Here is a 23,529-nt window from a genome sequence, read left to right as displayed (position 1 = left end):
AGTGGCAGCTAGGGTCTGCGGCGTGAAGCGCCGACAGGTTGCCCTCCTGCTGCCCACCATGATCGCATCCGTCGCGGTCGCCGCCGCCTGCACCACGCCGACGGCGGCGCCCGACCGCAAGGCGGGCACGGACCGCACCGCGATGACCCTCGCCGACGGCTACGAGCCGGAAAGCCTCAACCCGCTGCTCGGCTACGGCGAGGAAGGCGTGTCCAAGCTCTTCGACGGCCTGGTCGAGCACCAGGCCGACCGCTCGGTGCGCCCGGTGCTGGCCGCCGACCTGCCCAAGCCCGGCCCGGACGGCAGGTCCTGGACGGTGAAGCTGCGCACCGGGATCAAGTTCCACGACGGCACCCCGTTCACCGCCGAGGACGTGGTGGCCACCTACCGCGCGGTGCTCGACCCGGCCTACGCCTCGACCGTGAAGTCCTCCTTCGGCATGCTCACCGGTGTGGTGCAGCTCGACCAGGAGACCGTGCGGTTCGACCTCGCCTACCCCTACACCCCGTTCGCGCACAAGCTGGTGCTCGGCATCGTGCCCAGCGAGGCCCTCGCCCAGCCCGGCCCGCTGGACAAGAACCCCTTCGGCGCCAAGCCGGTCGGCACCGGCCCGTACCGGCTGGAGGAGTGGCGCAAGGGCGAGAAGATGGTGCTGGCCGCCAACGACGCCTACTTCGAGCGGGTGCCCAAGGTCCGCAAGGTCACCGTGGTCTTCGCCACCGACGACAACGCGCGCGCCCAGCGGATGAAGGCGGGCGAGTTCGACGGCACCGCGTTGCCGCCCGCGCTGGCCAAGACCTTCGAGGGCAACGGCTACCGGCAGATCACCCACCGCAGCGCGGACTACCGCACGGTCACCATGCCGATGGCCAACCCGGTCACCGCGGACAAGAGCCTGCGGCTGGCGCTCAACCACGCGGTGGACCGGCAGGGCATGATCAACGCCTTCCTGGCAGGCAAGGGCGCGCCCGCCTCCACCCCGATCCCGCAGGCGCTGCCCGAGTTCGTCGAACCCGCCGCGCAGTTCCGGTTCGACCGGCCGGAGGCCGAGCGGATCCTGGACCAGACCGGCTGGGTCAAGGGCGGCAACGGAATGCGCGCCCGCGGCGACCTCGCGGCCAGCTTCACGCTGATGTACCCGGTGGGCGACGCGGTGCGCAAGGACCTCGCGCAGGCCTTCGCCTCCGACGCCAAGGCGGTCGGCATCGAGGTCAAGCTGGAGGGCCTTGGCTGGGAGGCGATCGAGCCGCGGATGGGCCGGGACGCCCTGGTGCTGGGCGGCGGCAACCCGTTCGACCCCGACCTGAAGGCATATCCGTTGCTGCACAGCAGCTTCGGCGGCGACGGCTTCAACAACCCCGGCCGCTACTCGAACCCGGCCGTGGACCGCGCGCTGGAAGCCGGTCGCCGCGAGGCCGACCCGGCGCAGCGGGTGGCGCAGTACCGGGAGTTCCAGCGTGCCTACGCCGCCGACCCCGGCATGGTGTTCCTGGCCTTCCTGGACCACACCTACGTGGTGCGCGAGGGCTGGACCGGCTACCAGGAAGTGGTGGACCCGCACACGCACGGCCTCACCTGGGGCCCGTGGTGGAACCTCCAGGACTGGACCCCACAGGGGTGAGCGCCGGCGCGCCCAGCCGGGCCCGGTCCATCGGGCTGCTCGCCCTGCGCCGCCTGGCGTTCGCGATCCCGGTGCTGCTGGTGGTCGCGGTCGCGGTGTTCCTGCTGGGCGCGGCCTCGCCGTTCGACCCGGTGTACCAGTACTACGGCGTGCAGATCTTCGGCGCCGGCGCGGAGGACGTGGCCAGGGCGCGGGCCCAGCTCGGGCTCGACGACTCGGTGTTCGTCCAATTCGGACGGTGGGCTGGCACCCTGCTGAGCGGGGATCTCGGTGCCAGCCGGTCCTTCCGGCAGCCGGTGGCCGAGGTGATCGCCGAACGCCTGCCCTGGACCCTGCTGCTGGTCACCACCGGCCTGCTGCTGGCGGTGCTGATCGCGCTGGTGCTCGGCGTGTTCGCGGCCTGGCGGCAGGGCGGCTGGCTGGACCGCGTGGTGACCGCGACCGGCCATGCGCTGGAAGGGATTCCGCCGTTCGTGCTCGGACTGGTCGCGGTGGCGGTGTTCACCCTCGGCCTGGGCTGGCTGCCCGGCGGTGGGCTCACCGACGCCGGTGCGGAGGCCACCGTCGGTCAGGTGGCCACCCACCTGGTGCTTCCCGCGGTGGTGCTCGGGGTGTCCCAGTCGCCGTGGCTGATCCTGCACATCCGGCAGTCCCTGCTGACCGTGCTGGCCGAGGATCACGTGACCGGCGCGCGGGCGCGTGGGCTGGGTGAGCCGATGGTGGTGCTGCGGCACGCGTTGCCGACCGCGCTGCTGCCGTTCGTCACCCTGCTCGGGGCGCGGGTGCCGGAACTGGTGACCGGTGCCGTCCTGGTCGAGGAGGTCTTCTCCTGGCCGGGAGTGGCCGGTGCGGTGGTGAAATCGGCGCTGGCGGTGGACTTCCCGCTGCTGGTCGCGTTGTCCCTGCTGGCGACCGCGGCGGTGCTGATCGGCTCGCTGCTGGCCGATGTGGCCGCCGCACTGCTGGATCCGAGGGTGGCCACCGATGGCTGAACGTCAAGTGCTGCAACGGGAATGGCGATCGGCCGCGCGTAAGCGGGCAGGTACACCGCGGGGCAGAGGTGCGGCGGGGCGGGCGAGGCTGCGGTTGTGGCTGGGTCTTGGCACCATGCTCGCGCTGGTGCTGGGCGCGATCCTGTTGCCCTGGCTGGGCGGCCTGGACGAGTCCCTTGTGGACTATCAGTCGATCCGGCTGGCGCCCAGCGCCGAGCACCTGTTCGGCACCGACGGCGGCGGGCGGGACCTGCTGCTGCGGACCTTCGCCGGACTGCGCGTCTCCCTGCTCGTGGCGGTGCTGTGCGCGGTGCTGTCCACCGTGCTCGGCGTGCTCATCGGCGGACTGTCCGGATTGGTCGGCGGCTGGCCGGACCGGTTGCTGATGCGCCTGGTCGACACCGTCAACGCGGTGCCGCACCTGTTGCTGGGCATCGTGATCGTCGCGCTCTACCGGGGCAGCCTGACCGCGGTGGTCGCCTCGATCGCGCTCACCCACTGGACCACGGTGGCCCGGATCGTGCGCGCCGAGGTGCTCTCGTTGCGGCAGCGGCCCTTCGTGGACGCGGCCATCTCCGGCGGCTCCTCGCGCCGGCGGGTGCTGCGACGGCACCTGCTGCCCGCGGTGGTGCCGCAGGCCGCGGTGTCCGCGGTGCTGTTGCTGCCGCACGCGGTGTGGCACGAGACCGCGCTGAGCTTCCTCGGCCTCGGCCTGCCGCCGCACCTGGCCAGCATCGGCAACATCCTCACCGAGGGCCGTCAGGCCGTGCTGCTGGGCGCCTGGTGGATCGTGGCCCTGCCGTCGGTGGTGCTGGTGGTGGCCACCCTGGCCGTCTCCGGGGTGGCCGCGGTGTGGCGGGACCGACTGGTGCCGCGTCGACGATCGGAGCTGGCGCTGTGAGCCCCCTGCTGGACGTGCGTGAGCTGTCCGTGCGGTTCCGGCTCGGCCGCGGACGGCCCGAAGTGCACGCGGTCACCGACGTCTCCTTCGCGCTGGCCCCCGGCGAGTTGCTGGCGCTGGTGGGGGAGAGCGGCTGCGGCAAGTCGGTGCTGGCCTCGGCCTTGCTGGGACTGTTGCCGGGCAACGCGATCCTGCGCGGTGAGGCGGTGCTGGCGACCCCGGACCAGGAACCGGTCGAACTGGTGAGCGCACCGGAAAGCGTGCTGTCGCAACGGGTCCGCGGGCGACTGGTCGGGCTGGTGCCGCAGTCGGCGGCCGCGCACCTGACCCCGGTACGGACCGCCGGGGCGCAACTGGTCGAGGCGGTCCGGGTCTTGCGGCCCGAGGAACCCGACCCGCACTGGATCGCCGAGGGGCTGGCCGAGCGGGTCGGACTGGATCCGGTGTTCCTGAAACGGTATCCGCATGAGCTGTCCGGCGGCACCGCACAACGCGTCGCGGTCGCGCTCGCGCTGGCCGGGGATCCGCCGGTGGTGCTGGCCGACGAGCCGACCGCCGGACTGGACCGGCCGCTGGTCGAGCGGACCGTGGATTTGCTGGCCGGACTGGCCGAGGAGGGCCGGGCGGTTTTGCTGATCACGCACGACCTGTCCGCGGCCAGCCGGGTGGCCACCGACCTCGCGGTGATGTACGCGAGCAGGCTGGTCGAACGCGGACCGGCGGCCGAACTCTTCGAAACCCCTTGGCATCCCTACACCGAGGGGCTGCTCGGCGCGTTGCCGGGCGGTGGTTTCCGGGCTATTCCAGGACATCCGCCGGAACTGACCGCGCTGCCAGCGGGCTGCGCGTTCCGGCCGCGCTGCCCGGTGGCCGATGATTGCGGTGGGAGTCCAGAGCTGGTGCGGCACGGGGATCGCTACCTCGCCTGCGGGCCACCGTGCTGAGCGGGACCGGCCTGGTCGCCGGATACCGCAGCGGCGTGCCCGTACTGTCCGAAGTGGACATCCAGATCGCGCGCGGTGAAGTCGTCGGACTCGCCGGGCCAAGCGGGTGTGGCAAGTCCACCCTGGCCAGGGTGCTGACCCTGCTGATGGCGCCGTGGGCCGGGCAGGTCAGCGTGGACGGCGAGCCGGTACGCGGGTTCCGGCACGCCGCGCCACGGGCCCAGCGGACCGCGATCGGGGTGGTCTTCCAGCAGCCCCGGCTCAGCGTGGACCCGCGCTTCACCCTGCACCAGATCGTGGCCGAACCCCTGCGCGCCAACCGGAAACACCCGGTGGACGAGCGGGTGGCCGAGCTGACCGACCAGGTCGGACTCACCGCGGAACTGCTGCGCAGACGACCGCACGAGGTCAGCGACGGGCAACTGCAACGGGCCTGCCTGGCCAGGGCGCTCGCGCTGGAACCGCGCTATCTGGTCTGCGACGAGATGACCGCGATGCTGGACGCCTCCACCACCGCCGCACTGGTCGGCGTGGTGGCCGACCACAGCAACTCCACCGGCACCGGCGTGCTGGCGATCAGCCACGACGAACCGCTGCTGTCGGTGTGGGCGGACCGGGTGGTGCGGTGGCAGCCGACAGGGGAGGAACAATGATCGATCTCGACCGGGTCCGTGCGGACACGCCGGGCTGCCTGGAGCAGGTTTTCCTGGACAGCGCGGGAAGTTCGCTGCCACCCGAACCCGTGCTGGCCGAGGTGCTCGGTCATCTCAGGCGGGAGGCCGAGGTCGGCGGCTACCGGGCGGCGGCCGAACGCGGCGCCGACCTGGACGCCGGCTACCAGGTCGCCGCGGACTTCTTCGGTTGCGCGCCAACCGATATCGCCTTCACCGACAGCGCCACCCGGTCCTGGCTGCTCGGCATGTCCGCGGTGCCGCTGGGCGCGGGCGACCGGATCCTGGTCAGCCAGGTCGAGTACGGCAGCAACGCGATCGCCCTGATGCAGCGGGCCCAGGAGGTCGGCGCCACCGTCGAACTGGTGCCCAGCGCCGAGGACGGCTCGATCTCGGTGCCCGCGCTCAAGGAACTCCTGGACGAGCGGGTCAAACTGGTCTCGGTGGTGCACATGCCCACCAACGGCGGACTGGTCAACCCGGCCAAGGAGATCATCGACGCCGCGCACGAGGTCGGCGCGCTCACCCTCCTCGACGCCTGCCAGACCGCAGGGCAGCGACGGGTGCGGCTGGACGAACTGGGTGCGGACCTGATCTCGGTCACCGGCCGCAAATGGCTGCGCGGACCGCGCGGCACCGGCCTGCTCGTGGTCAACCCCGTTGCCGCGCACCGGCTCCGGCCGCCGCTGATCGACCAGCACTCGGCCGACTGGACCGGGCTCGGCCAGTGGACGCTGCGCCCGGACGCCCGCGTGCACGAGCTGTGGGAGTACTCGGTGGCCGACCGGCTCGGCCTGATCGCCGCCCTGCGCTACGCCGACGAGCTGGGCATCGACCACATCCAGGCCGCCGTGGTCGAACGCGCCGAACTGCTGCGTGCCGAACTGGCCGCGCTGCCCGGGGTCACCGTGCACGACCTGGGCACCGAACGCGGCGGCATCGTCAGCTTCAGCCTGGCCGGGATCGACGGCACGGACGTCAAGAAAGCCTTGCTGGCCAAGAACATCACCCTGTCCGTCGGCGGACCCACCGGGGCGCTGCTGGACATGGCCGCGCGTGGGCTCAGCCAGGTCGTCCGGGCCTCGCCGCACTACTTCGTCAGCCACGCCCAGCTCACCCGGTTCGTGGCCGCCGTCGCGGCGATCGCGGCCTGAACGAACGCGGGGCCACCGTCCGAAGTGGACGGTGGCCCCGCGGTTCAGGCTTTACTACCTCAGCTGGTCACCAGGCGCAGGCCGTAGGCGCCCAGGATCTCGTTCACCGGCTGGAAGTAGATGATGCCCGCGGCCAGGTCGCCACCGGAGGTGACACCCTGGGCCTGGTTGCCGGAGATGAACGACCCACCGGAGTCACCGCGGTCGGCGCGGGCGTTGGTGCGGGTCAGGCCGGTGACCGCGCCCTGGGCGTAGTTCACCGTCTGGTTCTTGGCCTGCACCGAACCGCAGGTCCAGCTGGTGGTCGAACCCGACTTGCAGATCGAGGCGCCCACCGCGGCCTCCGAGGAGCCAGCCACCCGGACGGTGCCGCCGCTGTAGTTGTTCACCACACCGCGCGGGGTCCAGTTCGCGTTCACCGCGACCCAGGCGTAGTCGTTGCCAGGGAAGGAAGAACCGCGGAAGGTGCCCTGCGCGACCTGGTTGAAGCCCTGGGTCGCGGTGCCGGTCCGGCCACAGTGCCCGGCGGTGACGAACCCGCCCTGCACCGAGAAACCGACCGAGCAACGGCCACCCATGTAGTAGGCGTCGCCACCGCGGACGTCGTAGAGCGGCTCGTTCTTCGCCGCCGCCTCGACCACGGAGACCGCACCGCGGTCCACGCCGGTCTTGGCCACGAAGTCCGCGGCCTTGGCGGCCTGACCCGGCTGCACGTTGACCACGACGCGGTTGTTGGCCACGTCCACGTACCAGCCGGAGACGTCGGCAGGCGCCTGGTCCTGGTTGAGCCGGGAGACCACCGAGTCCAGCTTGTTCGCGCTGTGCGCCACGAACCTCGGCTCGGCGCCCGCCGCGCGGACCTCGGCGGCCTTGGCCGCGTCCGTCACGCCGACCACGAGTTTCGCCTGGCCCGCGGCGAAGTGCGCGCCACCGAAGGAATCGGCCAGCGCGGCGCGCAGGCTCTGCTCGACCGTGCCAGCCTTGGTTTCGGCGGCGACCCGCTGCACCGCCTGGTCAGCGGTGAGGCCGAGGTCGTGCTGCATGGCCTCCAGCATCCCCTGGTTCAGCAGGGGGGAGGACTCGGCGGCGGCCGGCAGGGTGGCCGCCACGGTCGCACCGACCGCGAGCGCGAGTGCGGAGGTCACGATTTTCGTGCGTGCGTTCATCATCAAGATTTCTCCAGTGCAGTGGTTACAGGGGGACCACGCTGGACAACCGGCGGAGACCTTGTTCGTTGTCCGTGAGATGAACGCTAGGGAACCTGCCGCAAACGTTGGCACCTCCGATCGTATTGGTGCCACAGCAGTATTGAAGGCGGACATTCTGTTTAAAGGAGAACTTTCGGTCAGAGCGTCCACAAAGGAAAGAACCCCCGGTCGCCGGAGGACGGTGGCGACCAGGGGTTCTGCTTGGGGTTATGCGGGTCAGGAGGTCAGCAGGTCTTGCCGATCACCCGCGGCACACAGTCCGCATAGGACAGCATGAGATCCACCGCGCGGTCGTTGCGAGCAGTCTCACGATTGATCACGGTGTCATTGGGGTAGAAGCCGCCGATGCCGGGGCCGCCGCCGTACATCTCGAAGGTGTAGGACCAGATCTTGTGCTGCCCCCACATCCAGTCGGTGATGTCGCCGTCGGTGACGTAGAGGTCGCTGCCCTGCTCCGGCTTGTAGTTGTTGGTCGCCGCCATCTGCCTGCCCAGGGTCTGGAAGGTCCTGGCCTCGTCGGCGTTGAGCCCGGGTGCGGTGTCGGCCTTGGTCCAGCCGAAGGGCCACAGCACCAGTTCGCCGTAGGTGTGGAAGTCGATGTTGGCGGTGATCTGCTGCTTGCCGCCGACCACCCGGGAGTTGACGAAGTTGCTCAGCGCGCGGGTCTCCGGCGCGGAGAACGCCGACGGCCCCCGGTAGGTCTCACTGCTCGGCGAACCGCTGGAACCGCCGCAGCAGCCCCACTTGTAGCCCCAGTTGCGGTTGGGGTCGGTGCCCTGGCCCTGCCGGTTCTTGCGCCAGCTGCGGAAGCTGCCGGAGGCGATGTCGTACTCCGAGCCGTCCGGGTTGACGCTGGGGATCACCCAGATCTCCCTGGTGTCCACGAAGTTCTTGATCGTCGGGTTGCTCGCGTAGTTGTCGGTGAACCGGTTGATGATCTGCAGGCACATCTCCACGGTCAGGTGCTCACGCGCGTGGATGTTGCAGTTGAACAGGACCTCGGGCTCGTTCTCGTCGGTGGCCACGTTGTCGCTGATCTTGACCATCCACAGGTCGCGGTTCTCGTGCGACTTGCCGATGCTGCGCACCTGCGCGATCGCCGGGTGATCCGTCTGCGCCTTGCGGATGTTCGCGGTCATCTCCGCGAAGTTGTGGTACCCGGCATAGCCTGCCGGGAAGTCGGCGACCCCGAGGTCGCCTTCGCGGCCGGGGGACAGGGCCTTCAGCTGCTCCTCGACCGTGCCCTGCGAGGTGAGGCTGAAGCCCTTGGCGCGCAGGATCCTCGCCTGTTCGGCGTTGGCGGCCACGGTCATCTTGCCGTGCTGCGCGGAGATGACGTCCACGCCGGTGTTCGCGACTTCGGTGCGCGCGTCGGTGGTGTGCGCGCCACCGACCTCGTAGACCACATCACCAGGGGCGGCTGCCTGCGCGGGTGGCGCGCTGAGGAGGCCGAGTGGGAGGAGCAGGGCGAGACCGGCGGCCGCGACCGCGGTCACGACGCTACGGCGGATCCGCAACATGGGGGCTCCGTTTCTGACAACGTACGCAGGGGTGAGTCGAGAGTGGTTGCGGGGCAAGGGATCGGCAACCCCTCGGAAGTCGGTGTCCGAGTTGTCCGATCGTCCTCGCCCCGCCCGGTCGGCGACGGTCAGCAGGTGCCGCCGACGATGCGCGGCACGCAGTCGGCGTAGGTCAGGATCAGGTCGACGGCCTTGTCGTTGCGGGTGGTCTCCCGGCCGATCAGCTCATCCGGCGGGTAGAAGCCGTACTGGCCGCCGAACATCTCGAAGGTGAAGCTCCAGATCTTGTGCTGGCCCCACATCCAGTCCCGGACCCCGCCGTCGGTGATGTAGAGATCGCTGGCCTGCTGCGGCTTGTACCCGTTGGTGGCCGCCATCTGGGTGCCGAGTTCCTTGAACGCCTTGTGCTCGGCCGCGTTGAGGCCGGGCGCGATGTCGTCCTTGGTCCAGCCGAACGGCCACATGATCAGCTCGCCGTAGGTGTGCCAGTCGATGTGCGTGGTGATCTGCTGCTTGCCGCCGACCACCCTGGAGTTGACGAAGTTGCTGACCGCCCTGGTCTCCGGGGAGGAGAAGGCCGCGGCGCCGCGGTAGGTGTCGCTGCCCGGCGAACCGCTGGAACCGCCGCAGCAGCCCCACTTGTGGCCCCAGTTGCGGTTGAGGTCGGTGCCGAAGGTGCCGCCGGCGTTGGGCTGGCGGTTCTTCCGCCAGGACCGGTAGGAGCCGGTGGCGATGTCGTACTCGGAACCGTCCGGGTTCACGTTGGAGACGACCCAGATCTCCCTGGAGTCGACGAACTTCTTGATCGCCGGGTCGGTGGCGTAGCCCTCGGTGAACCGGTTGATGATGCGCAGGCACATCTCCACGGTCAGGTGCTCCCGCGCGTGCTGGCTGCAGGTGAACAGCACCTCGGGCTCGTTCTCGTCGGTTGCCACGTTGTCGCTGATCTTGGTCAGCCACAGGTCGCGGTTCTCGTGCGACTTGCCGATGCTGGTGGTGCGGGCCAGCCCAGGGTGGTTCGTGCCGACCTTGCGCAGCTCGGCGCCCAGCTCGGCGAAGTTGTGGTAGCCGGCGTCGGCCGGCGGGAAGTCCATCACCCCGGCCGGGGCGGCGGGCTTCGCGGTGGCGGACAACGGGATCATCGTGCCCAGGGCGAGGGCGGCGCCCAGTGCGACGGCGAGTCCTCTGGTGAGACGTCTGCGCGACATGTGTCCTTCTTCGTTGCGGTGGCAGGGAAAATGTGTTGCGGGTATGCCGAATCCGGCCGCCCACGACGTTGTGGGGCGGCCGGATCGGACGTGGTCAACGGGTCAGCAGGTCTTGCCGATCACGCGCGGCACGCAGTCGGCGTAGGTCAGCATGAGGTCGACCGCCCGGTCGTTGCGGCTGGTCTCCCGGTTGATCACCTCATCGGGTGGGTAGAAGCCGCCGCCCCAGATCGAACTCGGGAACATCTCGAAGGTGTAGGACCAGATCTTGTGCCGTCCCCACATCCAGTCGATGCTGCTGCCGTCGGTGATGTAGAGGTCGCTGGACTGCTGCGGCTTGTAGTTGTTGGTGGCCGCCATCTGCCTGCCCAGGGTCTGGAAGGTGCGGGCGTCGTCGGCGGTCAGACCGGGACCGGTGTCCGCGGTGGTGTAGCCGTAGGGCCAGAGCACCAGCTCGGAGAAGGTGTGGAAGTCGATGTTGGCGGTGATCTGCTGCTTGCCGCCGACCACCCGGGAGTTCACGAAGTCCCGCAGCCGCGCGGTCTCCGGCGCGGAGAAGGCCGACGGCCCGCGGTAGGTGTCACTGGAGGTGCTGCCGCTGGAACCGCCGCAGCAGCCCCAGTTGTAGTCCCAGTTCCGGTTGAGGTCGGTGCCGCCGGGGGCCTGCCGGTTCTTCCGCCAGGACCGGTAGGAGCCGGTGGCCACGTCGTACTCGGAGCCGTCCGGGTTGACGCTGGGGATCACCCAGATCTCCCGGCTGTCCACAAAGGACTTGATCGCCGGATCGGTGGTGTAGCCGTCGGTGAACCGGTTCACGATCCGCAGGCACATCTCCACGGTGAGGTGCTCGCGGGCGTGCTGGTTGCAGTTGAACAGGACCTCGGGCTCGTTCTCGTCGGTGGCCACGTTGTCGCTGATCTTGATCATCCACAGGTCGCGGTTCTCGTGCGACTTCCCGATGCTGCGCAGTTGCGCGATGCCGGGGTGGTCCGCCTCGGCCTTGCGCAGCTCCGCGGTGACCTCGGCGAAGTTGTGATACGCCGCGTCGGCCGGTGGGAAGTCGGCGATCCCGAGATCGCCGTGGCTGTGGTCCCCGTGCTCGCCGGCGGCCCGGAACTCCACCTCGAAGCCCTTGGCGCGCAGCACCCGCACCTCGGCCTCACTCGCCCGGACGCTCATCACGTCCCCGTCGGCGCCCATGACGTCGATGCCGGTCCGGGCCACCGCGCTGCGGAGTTCCGGGGTGCCGACCTTGTGCACGAGGTAGATCGCCTTGTCCGCGTGCGCGGCCTCGGCCGCCGCGCTGGTCTCGGCGGGGCTGGGGGTGGTGGCGCTGGTCGTCATCGGGGTCGCCAGCAGGAGCGCCGCGCAGGCCGCGGTTGCCGTCGCCAGCAGGGTGCGACGTCTGGTCAACATCGTGCCTCCGATCTTTGACGGAGCGTGATGAGACTTCAGCGTCAGGTAGCCGTGGGTCCACGGACAACCCGCCCCTCGGCGGGATTGTTCACCAGTTTTCCCCGTTGACGGGCTGCGGCCGGTCTGCGTCGGGCCTCCGGGCACTCCGCGGGCGGCGGGATGATTTCCGCCGGGACGGCCGCCTGGCCGGAATGGATTCAGCGCGGGCCGGGCCAGCCGTGATAACGCGCACCACCGGACCGGGTCGACGCGGGGACCGATTAGGCTGGGTACCTGCGTAAACCGTCTACCACGAGGAACCACGATGCTGCGCCGCACCGACCTCCGAGGTCGAGTCCCCTCCGCCGCCGAGCTGCGCGCCACGCTGCCGCGCGCCGAGGTCGACGTGGATGCGGTCCTGCATCAGGTCCGGCCGGTGGTCGAGGCGGTGCGGGCGACCGGTGTGACCGCGGCGCTGGAGTACACCGAACGCTTCGACGGCGTCCGGCCAGCCGCCATCCGGGTGCCGGTGGCCAAGCTCGGCGAGTCCCTGGCCGCGCTGGACCCGGCGGTGCGTGACGCGCTGGAGGAGTCGATCCGGCGGGCCACCCTGGTGCACGCAGATCAGCGGCGGGTGGACAAGACCACCCAGGTGGTGCCCGGCGGCACCGTGACCGAGCGCTGGGTGCCGGTCGGGCGGGTCGGGCTGTACGTGCCCGGCGGGCTGGCCGTCTACCCCTCCAGCGTGATCATGAACGTGGTGCCCGCTCAGCAGGCCGGGGTGGAGTCGCTGGTCGTCTGCTCGCCGCCGCAGGCGGAGTTCGGCGGGCTGCCGCACCCGGCCATCCTGGCCGCCTGCGAGCTGCTCGGGGTCACCGAGGTGTGGGCGGTCGGCGGGGCGCAGGCGATCGCGCTGGCCGCGTACGGCGGCACCGATACCGACGGCGCCGAGCTGACCCCGGTGGACCTGATCACCGGGCCGGGCAACGTGTACGTGACCGCGGCCAAGCGGCTGCTGCGCGGACTGGTCGGCATCGACTCCGAGGCAGGGCCGACCGAGATCGCGGTGCTGGCCGACGAGACCGCCGACCCGGTGCACGTGGCCGCGGACCTGATCAGCCAGGCCGAGCACGACACCCTGGCCGCCAGCGTGCTGGTCACCACCTCGGTGGCACTCGCCGAGGCGGTGGACGCCGAACTCGGGCGCCAGGTGGCCGCGACCAAGCACACCGAGCGGATCCGGATCGCCCTGGGCGGCCCGCAGTCCGGCTGCGTGCTGGTGTCCACTGTGGACGACGGGCTGCGGGTGGTGGACGCCTACGCGGCCGAGCACCTGGAGATCCAGACCGTGGACGCGGCTGCGGTGGCTGCCCGGGTGCGCAACGCCGGGGCGATCTTCGTCGGGGCCTACGCGCCGGTCTCCCTCGGCGACTACTGCGCCGGGTCCAACCACGTGCTGCCCACCGGCGGCTGCGCCCGGCACTCCTCCGGGCTGAGCGTGCAGACCTTCCTGCGCGGCATCCACGTCATCGACTACAGCGAGGCGGCCCTGCGTGAGGTCGCCGCCCAGGTGGTCGCGCTGGCCGACGCCGAGGACCTGCCCGCGCACGGCCAGGCCGTCACCGCCCGCTTCGGCGGCGCCTCATGAGCGAGATCATCGGCGCCGACGTGCGCCTGGACCAGCTGCCGCTGCGCGAGGACCTGCGCGGCCGCTCGCCCTACGGCGCACCGCAGCTGGACGTGCCGGTCCGGCTCAACACCAACGAGAACCCGTACCCGCCGCCGCCCGAACTGATCGAGGACGTGGCCAGGGCGGCGCGTGCGGCCGCGGAGACCCTGCACCGCTACCCGGACCGGGACGCGGTCGAGCTGCGCACCGCGCTGGCGGCCTACCTCAGCACCGCCACCGGGGCCGGGCTCGGCACCGCGAACCTGTGGGCGGCCAACGGGTCCAACGAGATCCTGCAACAGATCCTGCAGGCATTCGGCGGACCGGGCCGCACCGCGCTCGGCTTCGAGCCCTCCTACTCGATGCACCCGATCATCGCCGCGGGCACCCGCACCGACTGGCTGCCCGCGCCGCGCCGGGCCGACTTCACCCTGGACCCGGACGCCGCGGCCACGGCCATCGCCGAGCGCGCGCCGGACGTGGTGTTCCTGACCAGCCCCAACAACCCCACCGGCGGCTCCATCCCGGCGGCGGACCTGCGGCGGCTGATCGAGGCCGCGCCCGGGATCGTGGTGGTGGACGAGGCATACGCCGAGTTCTCCGCGCGGGAGAGCGCGATCGGGCTGCTGGCCGAGTTCGGCGGCAAGCTCATCGTCACCCGCACCATGAGCAAGGCATTCGCCTTCGCCGGCGGACGGCTGGGCTACCTGGCCGCCGCGCCCGCGGTGGTGGACGCGCTGCTGCTGGTCCGGCTGCCCTACCACCTGTCCACGCTCACCCAGGCCGCCGCCACCGCCGCGCTGCGGCACGCCGAGGGCACCCTGGACTCGGTGCACAAGCTCATCGCAGAACGCGAACGCGTGGTGGAGTCCTTGGCGGGCATGGGGTTCCGGGTGGTGCCAAGCGACGCCAACTTCGTCCTTTTCGGACAGTTCGCCGACGCGCCCGCCGCCTGGAAGTCCTATGTGGACCGTGGGGTGCTGATCAGGGACGTCGGCATCGCCGGGCACCTGCGGGTGACCATCGGCACGCCCGCGGAGAACGACGCCTTCCTTGCCGCGAGCAAGGAGATCTTTGTGGAGGTGACACAGTGAACCGGATCGCCAGGGTCGAGCGGACCACCAAGGAGTCCTCGATCGTGGTCGAACTCGACCTCGACGGGGCGGGCAAGGTCGACATCGAGACCGGTGTCCCCTTCTACGACCACATGCTGCACGCGCTCGGCTCGCACGCCGCCTTCGACCTGACCGTGCGCGCCACCGGCGACACCCACATCGACGCGCACCACACCGTCGAGGACACCGCGATCGTGCTCGGCCAGGCCCTGCGCCAGGCCATCGGCGACGCGGCCGGGGTGCGCCGCTTCGGCGACGCCTGGATCCCGATGGACGAGACCCTCGCGCACGCCGCGATCGACCTGTCCGGGCGGCCCTACTGCGTGCACACCGGCGAACCGGAGCTGCTCGCCGGGTTCACCATCGGCAACAACTACCCGACCGTGCTGAACCGGCACGTGTTCGAGTCGCTGGCCTTCCACGCCCGGATCGCCTTGCACGTCCGGGTGATCCACGGCCGGGACCCGCACCACATCACCGAGGCCCAGTACAAGGCCATCGCCAGGGCACTGCGCGCGGCGGTCGAACCCGACCCGCGGATCTCCGGAATCCCGTCCACGAAGGGCGTGCTGTAAGCCACTCCGCTACCCTGCTGGTCGTTTGCCCCTGCGGGGGCTGGGAACCGGAAGGTGTGTCGTGGTCTTCAAGGACTGGGTGTGGCTGATCCTGCTCGGCCTGGCTGGCTTCCTGCTGGGCGGGGTGTACGTGACCTGGAAGACCTCGAGGATGTTCGCGTTCGTGCTGCTCGCGGGCGCGATCCTGGCCGCGGTGGGCGCGGTCACCTGGATGATCTGACGGTGACCGCGCCCGATCCGGAATCAGCCGGAGTCCTGCTCGGCCAGGCCAGGACGGTGCTGCTGGAGCGTTGGGGCGACCTCGTCGAGGCCGTGTTCAGCTACGGCGCCGTTGAGGTCGACCCGGCCCATCTGACGGTGTGGGTGCTGCTCAAGGGGCAGGCGGACGGCCTGCCCGAGTGGTACCAGCCGCACCGGCAGTCCCGCCCGGCCGGACTGCCCGCGGAACTGCTGGACACCGTGGACGCGATGCGCGCCGCGGTGGTGGACTGCTTCCGCGACCACTGGCCGGACCCCGACGGGCTGCGGATCGGCTTCGACTCGGCCGAGCGGGTCCGCGACAACGGCGGGTACCAGTACTTCCGCGGCTGATCAGGCCGGGACGAGCGGCTGCTGCAGTTCGGTGACCCAGTCGGCCTGGTCGTGCTCGGGCCCGGCCACCAGGTAGAACTCCCTGGACGGTCCGGCCGGGCGGTAGCCGTTGGTCTCCACCCACTTGGCCAGGGCCTGGAACGGGCCGCCGATCTCCATCATCGAGCCGTGGTGCACCAGGGTGGCGGCCTGGCGCACCTCGGGCAGGTCCACGATGGCGAACTCCTGGCCGGGTGCGGCCTCGGTGTTCACCGGGACCCCGGCGTGGATGAGGATCGGGCCGTCCTCGCCCTCGGGCAGCTCGTAGTAGGCGATGGTCGGGCCCACCGGCTGCAGCCCGGCCTTGCCAAGGGCCGCGAACAGCCGGTCGTACAGCGGGCCGATCACCGGGCTGATGCTGCCCGGCGCGAAGTCCGCGGCGGTGCCGGTCAGCTCGGCGATGCGGACCGCGGGCAGGTTCTTGACGACGACGTCGGTGCTGGGCATGCGCCCCTCGCTCTCGATGATGCGGAGCCTCGCCTCGACCTGGTTCAGCCGCTGCCGGGCCGCCGCGATGTCCGCGGCCAGCTCGGTCCGGCGCAACCGCAGCATCCCGCGCAACTCGGCCGCGTCCACCTGCTCGTCCAGGATCGAGCGCACCTGGTCCAGGGTGAAACCCAGGTCCTTCAACGCGATCACCCGGTTCAACCGGGACAGCTGATCGACCCGGTAGTAGCGGTAGCCGGTGACCTGGTCCACCCGGTCCGGGGTGAGCAGGCCGAGCTGGTCGTAGTGCCGCAGCATGCGGACGGACACGTGTCCGTGCCTGGCGAAGTCTCCGATACTCAACATGACGAGTGCCGTTGTAGGACCTGACACCGTGTCAGAGTCAACGCCCGCCCTCCACCTGCGGCTTCAGCCGGGGCGAACCAGGGCCGTAGGCGGCCATCGCGTCGTCGGCGTTGTGCAGGAAACAGGAGCGCAGGGACAGGCAGCCGCAGCCGATGCAGCCGGTGAGCCGGTCCCGGAGCAGTTGCAGCGCCTCGATCCGGGCGTTCAGCTCCTCCCGCCAGGTGCTGGACAGCCTGGCCCAGTCCGCCTTGGTCGGGTTGCGGCCCTCCGGCAGGGTGGCCAGCGCGCTCTGGATGTCCTCCAGGGTCAGGCCGACCCGTTGCGCGGCCCGGATGAAGGCCAGTCGCCGCAGTACCGACCGGTGGTATCGCCGCTGGTTGCCCGCGCTCCGCTCGGAGAAGACGAGCTGCTTCTCCTCGTAGAACCGCAGCGCGGTGTGGGGCACTCCGCTGCGCTCGGCGACCTCGCCGATCGTCAGCCATTGGGGCAGGGCTTCCATGAACGCTTGACCTCCAGTTTGGTCGAGGTTACATGCTCGGAGCCATGACAGCGAAGGAAATGACCACACCGCGGGCCTTCGCCGAGCTGCCCGCGCTGATCGCCAGGATGACCGGCGACGAGAAGCACAGCGCCGCCGCCAACTCGACCATGGACGTGCTCTGGGTGCTCTACGACCGCGTCCTCGACGTTTCCCCGGACCGGCTGGACGACCCGGACCGGGACCGCTTCTACCTGTCCAAGGGCCACGGCCCGATGGCCTTCTACGCGGTGCTGGCCGCCAAGGGCTTCCTGGACGAGTCCGTTGTGGACGACTGGACCGCGTTCGACTCCCCGCTGGGCCAGCACCCGGACCGGGTCCTGGTGCCCGGCGCGGAGATCAGCAGCGGCTCCCTCGGCCACGGCCTGCCCCTGGCGGTGGGCACCGTGCTCGGCCTGCGCGCCCAGGGCCGCACCGGCGTGCGGGTGGTCGTGCTGGTCGGCGACGCCGAACTGGACGAGGGCAGCAACCACGAGGCCGTCGCACTGGCCGGACGGCTCGGCCTTGACCAGCTCACCGTGGTGGCGGTCAACAACTTCTCCGGCACGCACGGCTGGCCCGGCGGCATCGCCGACCGTTTCACCGTGGAGGGCTGGGCCGGTCGCACGGTGGACGGCCGGGACCACGAGGACCTGTACGCCGCGTTCACCACTCCGCACCCCGGGCGTCCGCTCGTGGTCGAGGCCCTGATCGGACTGGAGGGTTCGGAATGACCGACATCGCGGTTGCCCCGATGCGTGAGGTGTTCGCGAACACCGTCACCGCCGCCATGGACACCGATCCGCGGATCGCGGTCGTGCTGGCCGAGATCTCCAGGGACGCCTTCGCCCCCGCCGCGCGGCGGCACCCGGACCGGGTGATCAACGTGGGCATCCGGGAGCAGCTCATGGTCAGCGTCGGCGGCGGCCTCGCGCTGGCCGGGATGCGGCCGGTGGTGCACACCTACGGCCCGTTCCTGGTCGAGCGGCCGTTCGAGCAGATCAAACTGGACCTCGGGCACCAGGACGTGGGCGCGCTGCTGGTCAGCATCGGCGGCTCCTACGACGACCCGGTGTGGGGCCGCACCCACCAGGTGCCCGGCGACGTGGCGCTGTTCGACACCCTGCCCGGCTGGACCGTGCACAGCCCCGGCCACCCCGCCGAGCTGCCCGCCCTGCTCGAACCCGCGCTGGCCGGGGACGACCTGGTCTACCTGCGCCTGTCCACCCGCGCCAACGCCCGGCCCTACGCCGAGGGACCGGGATTCACCACGCTGCGCCGGGGACGCCGGGGCGTCGTCCTCGCCGTGGGCACCACCGCGGACGCCGTGCTGGCCGCCACCGAGGGCCAGGACGTGACCGTGCTCTACGCGGCCACCGTCCGCCCCTTCGACGGCGCGGGCCTGCGCGCCGCGGTCGAGCAGCTCGACCGGCCCGATGTGGTGCTGGTCGAGCCGTACCTGCGCGGCACCTCGGCGCTGCCGGTCGCCGACGCGCTGCGCCGCCAGCCGCACCGGTTGCTGTCGCTGGGAGTCAGCCGGGACAGCGAGGTCAGGGCGTACGGGACACCCGAGCAGCACGACGTGGTGCACGGACTGGACGCAGGCGGTATCGCCAAGGCCGTCCGCGAGTTCCTTGGCTAGGCTGTGCCGGTGACCAGCGTCGTTGTACTGGACTACGGATTCGGCAACATCCGCTCCGCCGAACGCGCCCTGCGCCGGGTCGGCGCCCAGGTCGAGGTGACCGCCGACCCCAGGGTGGCCCAGGCCGCCGACGGGCTCGTGGTGCCCGGCGTCGGCGCGTTCGGGGCCTGCATGGCCGGACTCCGCAAGGTCCATGGCGAGAAGGTCATCGGGCAGCGGCTGGCCGGTGGCAGGCCGGTGCTGGGGATCTGCGTGGGACTGCAGATCCTGTTCGAGAAGGGCGTCGAGCACGGCACCGAGGCCGAGGGCTGCGGGGAGTGGCCGGGCACGGTCGAGCGGCTCACCGCGCCGGTGCTGCCGCACATGGGCTGGAACACCGTGCGCGCACCGGCCGAGTCCACCCTGTTCGCCGGGCTGGACGAAGAGACCCGGTTCTACTTCGTGCACTCCTACGGCGTGCGCGAGTGGACCCTGGACCCCGAACCGCCGCTGCCGAAGCCGCTGGTCACCTGGGCGCACCACGGCGAGGACTTCGTGGCCGCGGTGGAGAACGGGCCGCTGTGCGCCACCCAGTTCCACCCGGAGAAGTCCGGGGACGCCGGGGCGCACCTGCTGGAGAACTGGCTCAAGTCCGTCGTTTAAGGTTGCCGGGTGACGTTTACGCTGCTCCCGGCCGTTGATGTGGCCGAAGGCAAGGCTGTCCGCCTGGTCCAGGGCGAGGCAGGCACCGAGACCTCCTACGGCGAGCCGTGGCAGGCCGCGCTGGCCTGGCAGGACGGCGGCGCCGAGTGGATCCATCTGGTCGACCTGGACGCCGCCTTCGGGCGGGGCAGCAACCGCGAACTGGTCGCGGACGTGGTCGGGCGGCTGGACGTCAAGGTCGAACTCTCCGGCGGCATCCGCGACGACGCCTCGCTCAGGGCCGCGCTGGCCACCGGCTGCGCCAGGGTCAACCTGGGCACCGCCGCGCTGGAGGACCCGGTCTGGTGCGCCAAGGCCATCGCCGAGTACGGCGAGCAGATCGCGGTCGGCCTGGACGTGCGGATCACCGCCGCCGGGCACCGGGTGGCCGGCCGCGGCTGGACCACCGACGGCGGCGACCTGTGGGAGGTGCTGGCCCGGCTGGACCGCGACGGCTGCCCGCGCTACGTGGTCACCGACGTCAGCAAGGACGGCACCCTGCAGGGCCCCAACGTGGACCTGCTGCGCGAGGTCTGCGCCCGCACCGACGCCCCGGTGATCGCCTCCGGCGGCATCTCCAGCGTCGCCGACCTGGTCGCCCTGGCCGAGCTGGCCCCGCTGGGCCTGGAGGGCTCGATCATCGGCAAGGCGCTCTACGCCGGCGCGTTCACCCTGCCCGAGGCCCTCGCCGCGGTCGGCTAGCCCAGCTCGTCCGGCCGGGCCGGTTCGGTCCGCGGGTCCAGCTCGATCCGGATCCCGATGGTCCGCCCGGCCGCCGGATTGGCCCGCAGCGTGGTCAGTCGGCCGATCAGCCCGTACTTCTTGTTGATCATCCGCACCACCTTCGCGGTGTGCTCGGCGTCGACCAGCGTCGCCGTCGCGGGCACCGCGGGCCCGGTCTGGCTGCCGCGCACCGTGCACGGCGCCACCCGCACCGCGCCGTCCCGCCGGAGCCGCTTGATCTTGCCGGCCGAGGCGTTGGACCAGGCGTAGAGCAGCTCGCCCTCGGCGACCACCCAGACCGGGGTGTCCACCGCGGTGCCGTCCCGGCGGAAGGTGGTCAACAGCAGGTACTTGGCCGACCTCAGATCGCTGGTCACAGGGGTCACCTTAGGCTGTTCCCATGTCCGTCGCTGTTCGTGTCATCCCCTGCCTGGACGTTGATCGGGGCCGGGTCGTCAAGGGCGTCAACTTCACCAACCTGGTCGACGCCGGCGACCCGGTGGCGCTGGCCACCGCCTACGACGCCGAACATGCCGACGAACTGACCTTCCTGGACGTCACCGCCTCCTCCGGCAACCGCGAGACCACCTACGACGTGGTCCGGCGCACCGCCGAGCAGGTCTTCATCCCGCTCACCGTCGGCGGCGGTGTGCGCAGCGTGGAGGACGTGGACAAGCTGCTGCGCGCGGGCGCGGACAAGGTCAGCTTCAACACCGCCGCCATCGCCCGCCCCGAACTGCTGCGCGAGGCATCCGTTCGCTTCGGCGCCCAGTGCGTGGTGCTGTCCGTGGACGCCCGCCGGGTCCCCGAGGGCGGCAAGCCCACCCCGTCCGGCTTCGAGGTCACCACGCACGGCGGCCGCACCGGCACCGGCATCGACGCCGTCGAGTGGTCCGCCCGCGGCCAGGAACTCGGCGTCGGCGAGGTCCTGCTCAACTCCATGGACGCCGACGGCACCAAGGCCGGCTTCGACCTGGAACTGATCCGCGCGGTCCGCAAGGTCATCGACGTGCCGCTGATCGCCAGCGGCGGCGCGGGCGCGGTCGAGCACTTCCCACCCGCGGTGGCCGCCGGCGCCGACGCGGTGCTCGCCGCCAGCGTCTTCCACTTCGGCCAGCTGCGCATCAGCGAGGTCAAGGACGCCCTGCGCGCAGCCGGGGTGACCGTCCGATGACCAGCCCCCTTGACCCGGCCCTGGCCGCCCGCCTCAAGCGCAACCCCGACGGCCTGGTCTGCGCCGTCGCCCAGCAACGCGGCACCGGTGAGGTGCTCATGGTCGCCTGGATGGACGACGAGGCGTTGCACCGCACGCTGACCACGCGGAAGGCGACGTACTTCTCGCGGAGCAGGCAGTCGTACTGGGTGAAGGGGGAGACCTCGGGGCACACGCAGCACGTGCACGAGGTCCGGCTGGATTGTGACGGGGACACGTTGCTGCTGGTGGTGGATCAGGTGGGGGCGGCCTGTCACACGGGGGAGCGGACCTGTTTCGACGCGGACGTGCTGCTCCGAATGGAGGACTGAGTAGCGACCGGCCGGGGTAGGCGCTGCTACGGTCGGCGGGGAGGACGATCAAGGGGGGAACCTTGACGGGGAAGCTCGCGGTCAGCGCCGACCAACTCACCAGAGCCGGCCGGGACCTGCTGGCGATGGCCGACCAGACACACCGGGACATCCGCGCCAACAGCGGCGCGCAGGACGGCGACGCGGCGGCCAACACGTCATTCGCACTGGCCCAGGCCCTGGCCCAGTGCGAGGACACCTGGTCGCTCGCCCTCACCGGCATCGCGACCAAGATCGCGGTGGCAGGCGACACCCTGGAGCTGAACGCGCGGACCTACGCCGAGGCGGAGGACACCGCACGTGGCGGGCTGACGCCGAAATGACCACGGTCGACGAACTGCGCGAGGCCGAACCCACGGTGTTCACCCGCGCCGCGCAGCGCTGGCAGGACCTGGCCAAGTCGATGACCACCCGCGCCGAGGAGGCCACCAGGGCGCTGGGCGCGCTGGCGCAGTGGCGCGGGGCAGCGGCCGAACAGGCCAAGCAGCAGATCAGCGGCCAGCGCACCCGATTGGGTGACCTCGCGCGCGGCCTCACCGGCATCCCGCCGGTGCTGCGCGACGCGGGGGAGCGCCTGACCCGTGCGCAGGAGATCCTGCGCACCGCGCTGCACACGGCGCACCTGCACCGCCTGCGGGTCTCCAGCGACGGCTACGTCGCCGATGACGCGGTGGTCGTGGCCACTCCGTCCCAGGCAGGTCACCCGAACCGGGCACAACTGTGCGCCGAACTGACCACCACCCTGCGCGACGCCCTCCGGCAGGCCGCCACCGTGGACGCTGAGGCCGCCGCGGCGATCCGCCGGATCACCCAGGAGGCGACCGGCATGGCGCCGGGCGGCATCCAGGTGTGCACCCCGGCGAGCGCCACCGTCCCGGCTGCTGGCACCTCGCCCGCCGAGGTGAAGAAGTGGTGGGACGGGCTGAGCATCGCCGACCGCGAGTCGCTGCTGGCCACCGACGGCGCCCGGATCGGCGCTCTGGACGGCATTCCGGCGGTGGTGCGGGACCGGGCCAATCGGGTGGTGCTGGCGGGGTTGCGGGCGAGCCTGGGGGAGGAGCGCACGCGGCTGGAGGCCAAGGCGTACCGGACGCCGGACGACGAGAAGCGGTTGGACGAGTTGCGGGGGAAGCTCAAGGGTCTGGACGCGATCGCCCAGCGGCTGGCCGCCCCGCCCAGCGAACGCCAGCAGCAGCCGTTCCTGCTCCGGGTCAGCGCCGACGGCCAGGGACGGGCGGTGGTGGCGATGGGCGATCCGGACCGGTCGGCGAACGTGGCCACGCTGGTGCCGGGCACCAAGTCCGGACTCGCAGAGGGCGGGAGCTACCTCAATCACGCCGACGCCATGGCCTACGCGGCGGCGCGGGCGGGGTCGCCATCGACCTCGGTGATCAGCTGGGTTGGCTACGACGCCCCGCAGAGCATCGTCCCCGGTGCGGCCCAGGACAGCTACGCCGACAACGCCAGGGCTGACCTGGCCCGGTTCCAGGACGGCCTGCGCGTCACCCATGAGGGCGCGCCGTCGCACAACACCGTGGTCGGGCACAGCTACGGCTCCACCGTGGTCGGGCACACCGCCAGGGACATGGGGATCAAGGCTGACGAACTGGTCTTCATCGGCAGCCCGGGAGTCGGTGTCGAGCGGGCCGATCAGCTCAACATGCCGCCGGATCGCGTGCACGCCAGCGTCGCCCAGCACGACATCATCAAGGGCACCAACATCCCGATCCCGGCTGCGGGGCTGCCGCCCAGCGCGCCGGACCCGATGGTGCCGGGGCCGGGGCAGCCTGGGCCGCGGCTGGAGATCGATCCGCATGGCCCCGACCCGGCCAGTCCCGGATTCGGGGGCAAGGTGTTCACCTCCGATCCCGGCACTCGCGGTCCGGCTTTGCTGGGCGGGCTGAGCGAAAAGGCCCACAGCGAGTATTGGGAAGAGCGCAGCAGCTCGTTGCGGAACATGGGGAGGATCATTGCCGGGAAGCCGACGGACTAGGCGCTGGTTCCTCGG

The 23,529-nt window shown here is 71.1% G+C and carries 26 protein-coding genes; 19 read left to right on the top strand and 7 right to left on the bottom strand.

Annotation, left to right across the window (positions count from 1 at the left end; all coding sequences use genetic code 11):
* Window positions 1-22: 22 nt before the first annotated feature.
* Genes HNR67_RS39460 through HNR67_RS39435 form a run of 6 tightly spaced genes read left to right on the top strand, consistent with a single transcriptional unit; the run spans window position 23 to window position 6,283 of the window.
* The gene (locus tag HNR67_RS39460) at window positions 23-1,621 is read left to right on the top strand and encodes an ABC transporter substrate-binding protein (protein ID WP_312989135.1); all 1,599 of its coding nucleotides are present in this window, start codon (window positions 23-25) and stop codon (window positions 1,619-1,621) included.
* Window positions 1,618-2,613, top strand: a complete 996-nt coding sequence (locus tag HNR67_RS39455) for an ABC transporter permease (RefSeq protein WP_185008522.1) — start codon at window positions 1,618-1,620, stop codon at window positions 2,611-2,613. Before HNR67_RS39460 ends, HNR67_RS39455 begins: the two co-directional genes overlap by 4 nt.
* A complete protein-coding gene (locus tag HNR67_RS39450) occupies window positions 2,606-3,514 on the top strand; it encodes an ABC transporter permease (RefSeq protein ID WP_185008520.1) in 909 nt (302 codons plus the stop codon). Before HNR67_RS39455 ends, HNR67_RS39450 begins: the two co-directional genes overlap by 8 nt.
* Window positions 3,511-4,458 carry an ABC transporter ATP-binding protein gene (locus HNR67_RS39445; RefSeq protein ID WP_185008518.1) on the top strand — a complete coding sequence of 316 codons (948 nt, stop codon included), beginning with the start codon at window positions 3,511-3,513 and terminating at the stop codon, window positions 4,456-4,458. The genes HNR67_RS39450 and HNR67_RS39445 overlap by 4 nt, the downstream gene beginning before the upstream one ends.
* A complete protein-coding gene (locus tag HNR67_RS39440) occupies window positions 4,452-5,111 on the top strand; it encodes an ABC transporter ATP-binding protein (RefSeq protein WP_185008516.1) in 660 nt (219 codons plus the stop codon). Before HNR67_RS39445 ends, HNR67_RS39440 begins: the two co-directional genes overlap by 7 nt.
* Window positions 5,108-6,283, top strand: coding sequence for an aminotransferase class V-fold PLP-dependent enzyme (locus HNR67_RS39435; RefSeq protein ID WP_185008514.1), 1,176 nt, complete (start codon window positions 5,108-5,110; stop codon window positions 6,281-6,283). Before HNR67_RS39440 ends, HNR67_RS39435 begins: the two co-directional genes overlap by 4 nt.
* A 59-nt stretch (window positions 6,284-6,342) precedes the next feature.
* On the opposite strand, the gene HNR67_RS39430 is transcribed toward HNR67_RS39435, so the two are convergent.
* From HNR67_RS39430 to HNR67_RS39415, 4 genes are all read right to left on the bottom strand, one after another.
* The gene (locus tag HNR67_RS39430) at window positions 6,343-7,428 is read right to left on the bottom strand and encodes a S1 family peptidase (protein WP_456064362.1); all 1,086 of its coding nucleotides are present in this window, start codon (window positions 7,426-7,428) and stop codon (window positions 6,343-6,345) included.
* Window positions 7,429-7,715: 287 nt separating this feature from the next.
* Window positions 7,716-9,011, bottom strand: a complete 1,296-nt coding sequence (locus tag HNR67_RS39425) for a M14 family metallopeptidase (RefSeq protein WP_185008510.1) — start codon at window positions 9,009-9,011, stop codon at window positions 7,716-7,718.
* A gap of 128 nt (window positions 9,012-9,139) precedes the next feature.
* Complete coding sequence (locus tag HNR67_RS39420; protein ID WP_246493960.1) at window positions 9,140-10,153, bottom strand: M14 family metallopeptidase; 1,014 nt, start codon at window positions 10,151-10,153, stop codon at window positions 9,140-9,142.
* A 168-nt stretch (window positions 10,154-10,321) separates the two neighbouring features.
* On the bottom strand, window positions 10,322-11,635 hold the full coding sequence (locus tag HNR67_RS39415) for a M14 family zinc carboxypeptidase (protein ID WP_185008506.1): 1,314 nt from the start codon (window positions 11,633-11,635) through the stop codon (window positions 10,322-10,324).
* 304 nt (window positions 11,636-11,939) lie between these two features.
* Between HNR67_RS39415 and hisD the strand changes: the two genes are divergently transcribed.
* From hisD to HNR67_RS39390, 5 genes are all read left to right on the top strand, one after another.
* On the top strand, window positions 11,940-13,262 hold the full coding sequence (hisD, locus tag HNR67_RS39410) for a histidinol dehydrogenase (RefSeq protein ID WP_185008504.1): 1,323 nt from the start codon (window positions 11,940-11,942) through the stop codon (window positions 13,260-13,262).
* Window positions 13,259-14,377: a histidinol-phosphate transaminase gene (locus HNR67_RS39405; RefSeq protein WP_185008502.1), complete on the top strand. Its 1,119-nt coding sequence runs from the start codon at window positions 13,259-13,261 to the stop codon at window positions 14,375-14,377. The genes hisD and HNR67_RS39405 overlap by 4 nt, the downstream gene beginning before the upstream one ends.
* Window positions 14,374-14,973 (top strand): imidazoleglycerol-phosphate dehydratase HisB, encoded by a 600-nt coding sequence (gene hisB, locus HNR67_RS39400; RefSeq protein ID WP_185008500.1) that lies wholly within the window; start codon window positions 14,374-14,376, stop codon window positions 14,971-14,973. The genes HNR67_RS39405 and hisB overlap by 4 nt, the downstream gene beginning before the upstream one ends.
* A gap of 61 nt (window positions 14,974-15,034) precedes the next feature.
* Complete coding sequence (locus HNR67_RS39395; RefSeq protein ID WP_185008498.1) at window positions 15,035-15,193, top strand: hypothetical protein; 159 nt, start codon at window positions 15,035-15,037, stop codon at window positions 15,191-15,193.
* Between the two features lie 2 nt (window positions 15,194-15,195).
* Complete coding sequence (locus HNR67_RS39390; RefSeq protein ID WP_185008496.1) at window positions 15,196-15,564, top strand: hypothetical protein; 369 nt, start codon at window positions 15,196-15,198, stop codon at window positions 15,562-15,564.
* On the opposite strand, the gene HNR67_RS39385 is transcribed toward HNR67_RS39390, so the two are convergent.
* The gene (locus HNR67_RS39385) at window positions 15,565-16,395 is read right to left on the bottom strand and encodes a MerR family transcriptional regulator (protein WP_185008494.1); all 831 of its coding nucleotides are present in this window, start codon (window positions 16,393-16,395) and stop codon (window positions 15,565-15,567) included. It lies immediately after the preceding gene.
* Between the two features lie 37 nt (window positions 16,396-16,432).
* Window positions 16,433-16,894 carry a redox-sensitive transcriptional activator SoxR gene (gene soxR / locus HNR67_RS39380; protein ID WP_185008492.1) on the bottom strand — a complete coding sequence of 154 codons (462 nt, stop codon included), beginning with the start codon at window positions 16,892-16,894 and terminating at the stop codon, window positions 16,433-16,435.
* A gap of 59 nt (window positions 16,895-16,953) precedes the next feature.
* Here soxR and HNR67_RS39375 point away from each other — a divergent pair, with 59 nt between their 5' ends.
* From HNR67_RS39375 to priA, 4 genes are read left to right on the top strand one after another with little or no spacing between them, the layout of a single operon-like run.
* Window positions 16,954-17,646 carry a thiamine pyrophosphate-dependent enzyme gene (locus tag HNR67_RS39375; RefSeq protein ID WP_185011645.1) on the top strand — a complete coding sequence of 231 codons (693 nt, stop codon included), beginning with the start codon at window positions 16,954-16,956 and terminating at the stop codon, window positions 17,644-17,646.
* A gap of 20 nt (window positions 17,647-17,666) precedes the next feature.
* Entirely contained in the window at window positions 17,667-18,554 is an 888-nt protein-coding gene (locus HNR67_RS39370; RefSeq protein ID WP_246492699.1) for a transketolase family protein, read from the top strand.
* A gap of 9 nt (window positions 18,555-18,563) precedes the next feature.
* A complete protein-coding gene (gene hisH, locus HNR67_RS39365) occupies window positions 18,564-19,196 on the top strand; it encodes an imidazole glycerol phosphate synthase subunit HisH (RefSeq protein ID WP_185008488.1) in 633 nt (210 codons plus the stop codon).
* Between the two features lie 9 nt (window positions 19,197-19,205).
* Window positions 19,206-19,937: a bifunctional 1-(5-phosphoribosyl)-5-((5-phosphoribosylamino)methylideneamino)imidazole-4-carboxamide isomerase/phosphoribosylanthranilate isomerase PriA gene (priA, locus tag HNR67_RS39360; RefSeq protein ID WP_185008486.1), complete on the top strand. Its 732-nt coding sequence runs from the start codon at window positions 19,206-19,208 to the stop codon at window positions 19,935-19,937.
* On the opposite strand, the gene HNR67_RS39355 is transcribed toward priA, so the two are convergent.
* On the bottom strand, window positions 19,934-20,335 hold the full coding sequence (locus HNR67_RS39355; protein ID WP_185008484.1) for a PPOX class F420-dependent oxidoreductase: 402 nt from the start codon (window positions 20,333-20,335) through the stop codon (window positions 19,934-19,936). The two genes, priA and HNR67_RS39355, sit on opposite strands and share 4 nt — an antisense overlap.
* A gap of 23 nt (window positions 20,336-20,358) precedes the next feature.
* Here HNR67_RS39355 and hisF point away from each other — a divergent pair, with 23 nt between their 5' ends.
* The 4 genes from hisF (at window position 20,359) to HNR67_RS39335 (ending at window position 23,514) form a co-directional block, all read left to right on the top strand.
* Window positions 20,359-21,132 (top strand): imidazole glycerol phosphate synthase subunit HisF, encoded by a 774-nt coding sequence (hisF, locus tag HNR67_RS39350; RefSeq protein ID WP_185008482.1) that lies wholly within the window; start codon window positions 20,359-20,361, stop codon window positions 21,130-21,132.
* The gene (gene hisI / locus HNR67_RS39345) at window positions 21,129-21,482 is read left to right on the top strand and encodes a phosphoribosyl-AMP cyclohydrolase (RefSeq protein ID WP_185008480.1); all 354 of its coding nucleotides are present in this window, start codon (window positions 21,129-21,131) and stop codon (window positions 21,480-21,482) included. Before hisF ends, hisI begins: the two co-directional genes overlap by 4 nt.
* Before the next feature lie 62 nt (window positions 21,483-21,544).
* Entirely contained in the window at window positions 21,545-21,844 is a 300-nt protein-coding gene (locus tag HNR67_RS39340; RefSeq protein ID WP_185008478.1) for a hypothetical protein, read from the top strand.
* Entirely contained in the window at window positions 21,841-23,514 is a 1,674-nt protein-coding gene (locus HNR67_RS39335) for an alpha/beta hydrolase (RefSeq protein WP_185008476.1), read from the top strand. The genes HNR67_RS39340 and HNR67_RS39335 overlap by 4 nt, the downstream gene beginning before the upstream one ends.
* The last annotated feature ends 15 nt before the right edge of the window (window positions 23,515-23,529 follow it).

The organism is Crossiella cryophila (assembly GCF_014204915.1).
Taxonomy (GTDB): Bacteria; Actinomycetota; Actinomycetes; order Mycobacteriales; family Pseudonocardiaceae; genus Crossiella; species Crossiella cryophila.
This window is presented reverse-complemented; position numbering and strand designations above follow the sequence as displayed.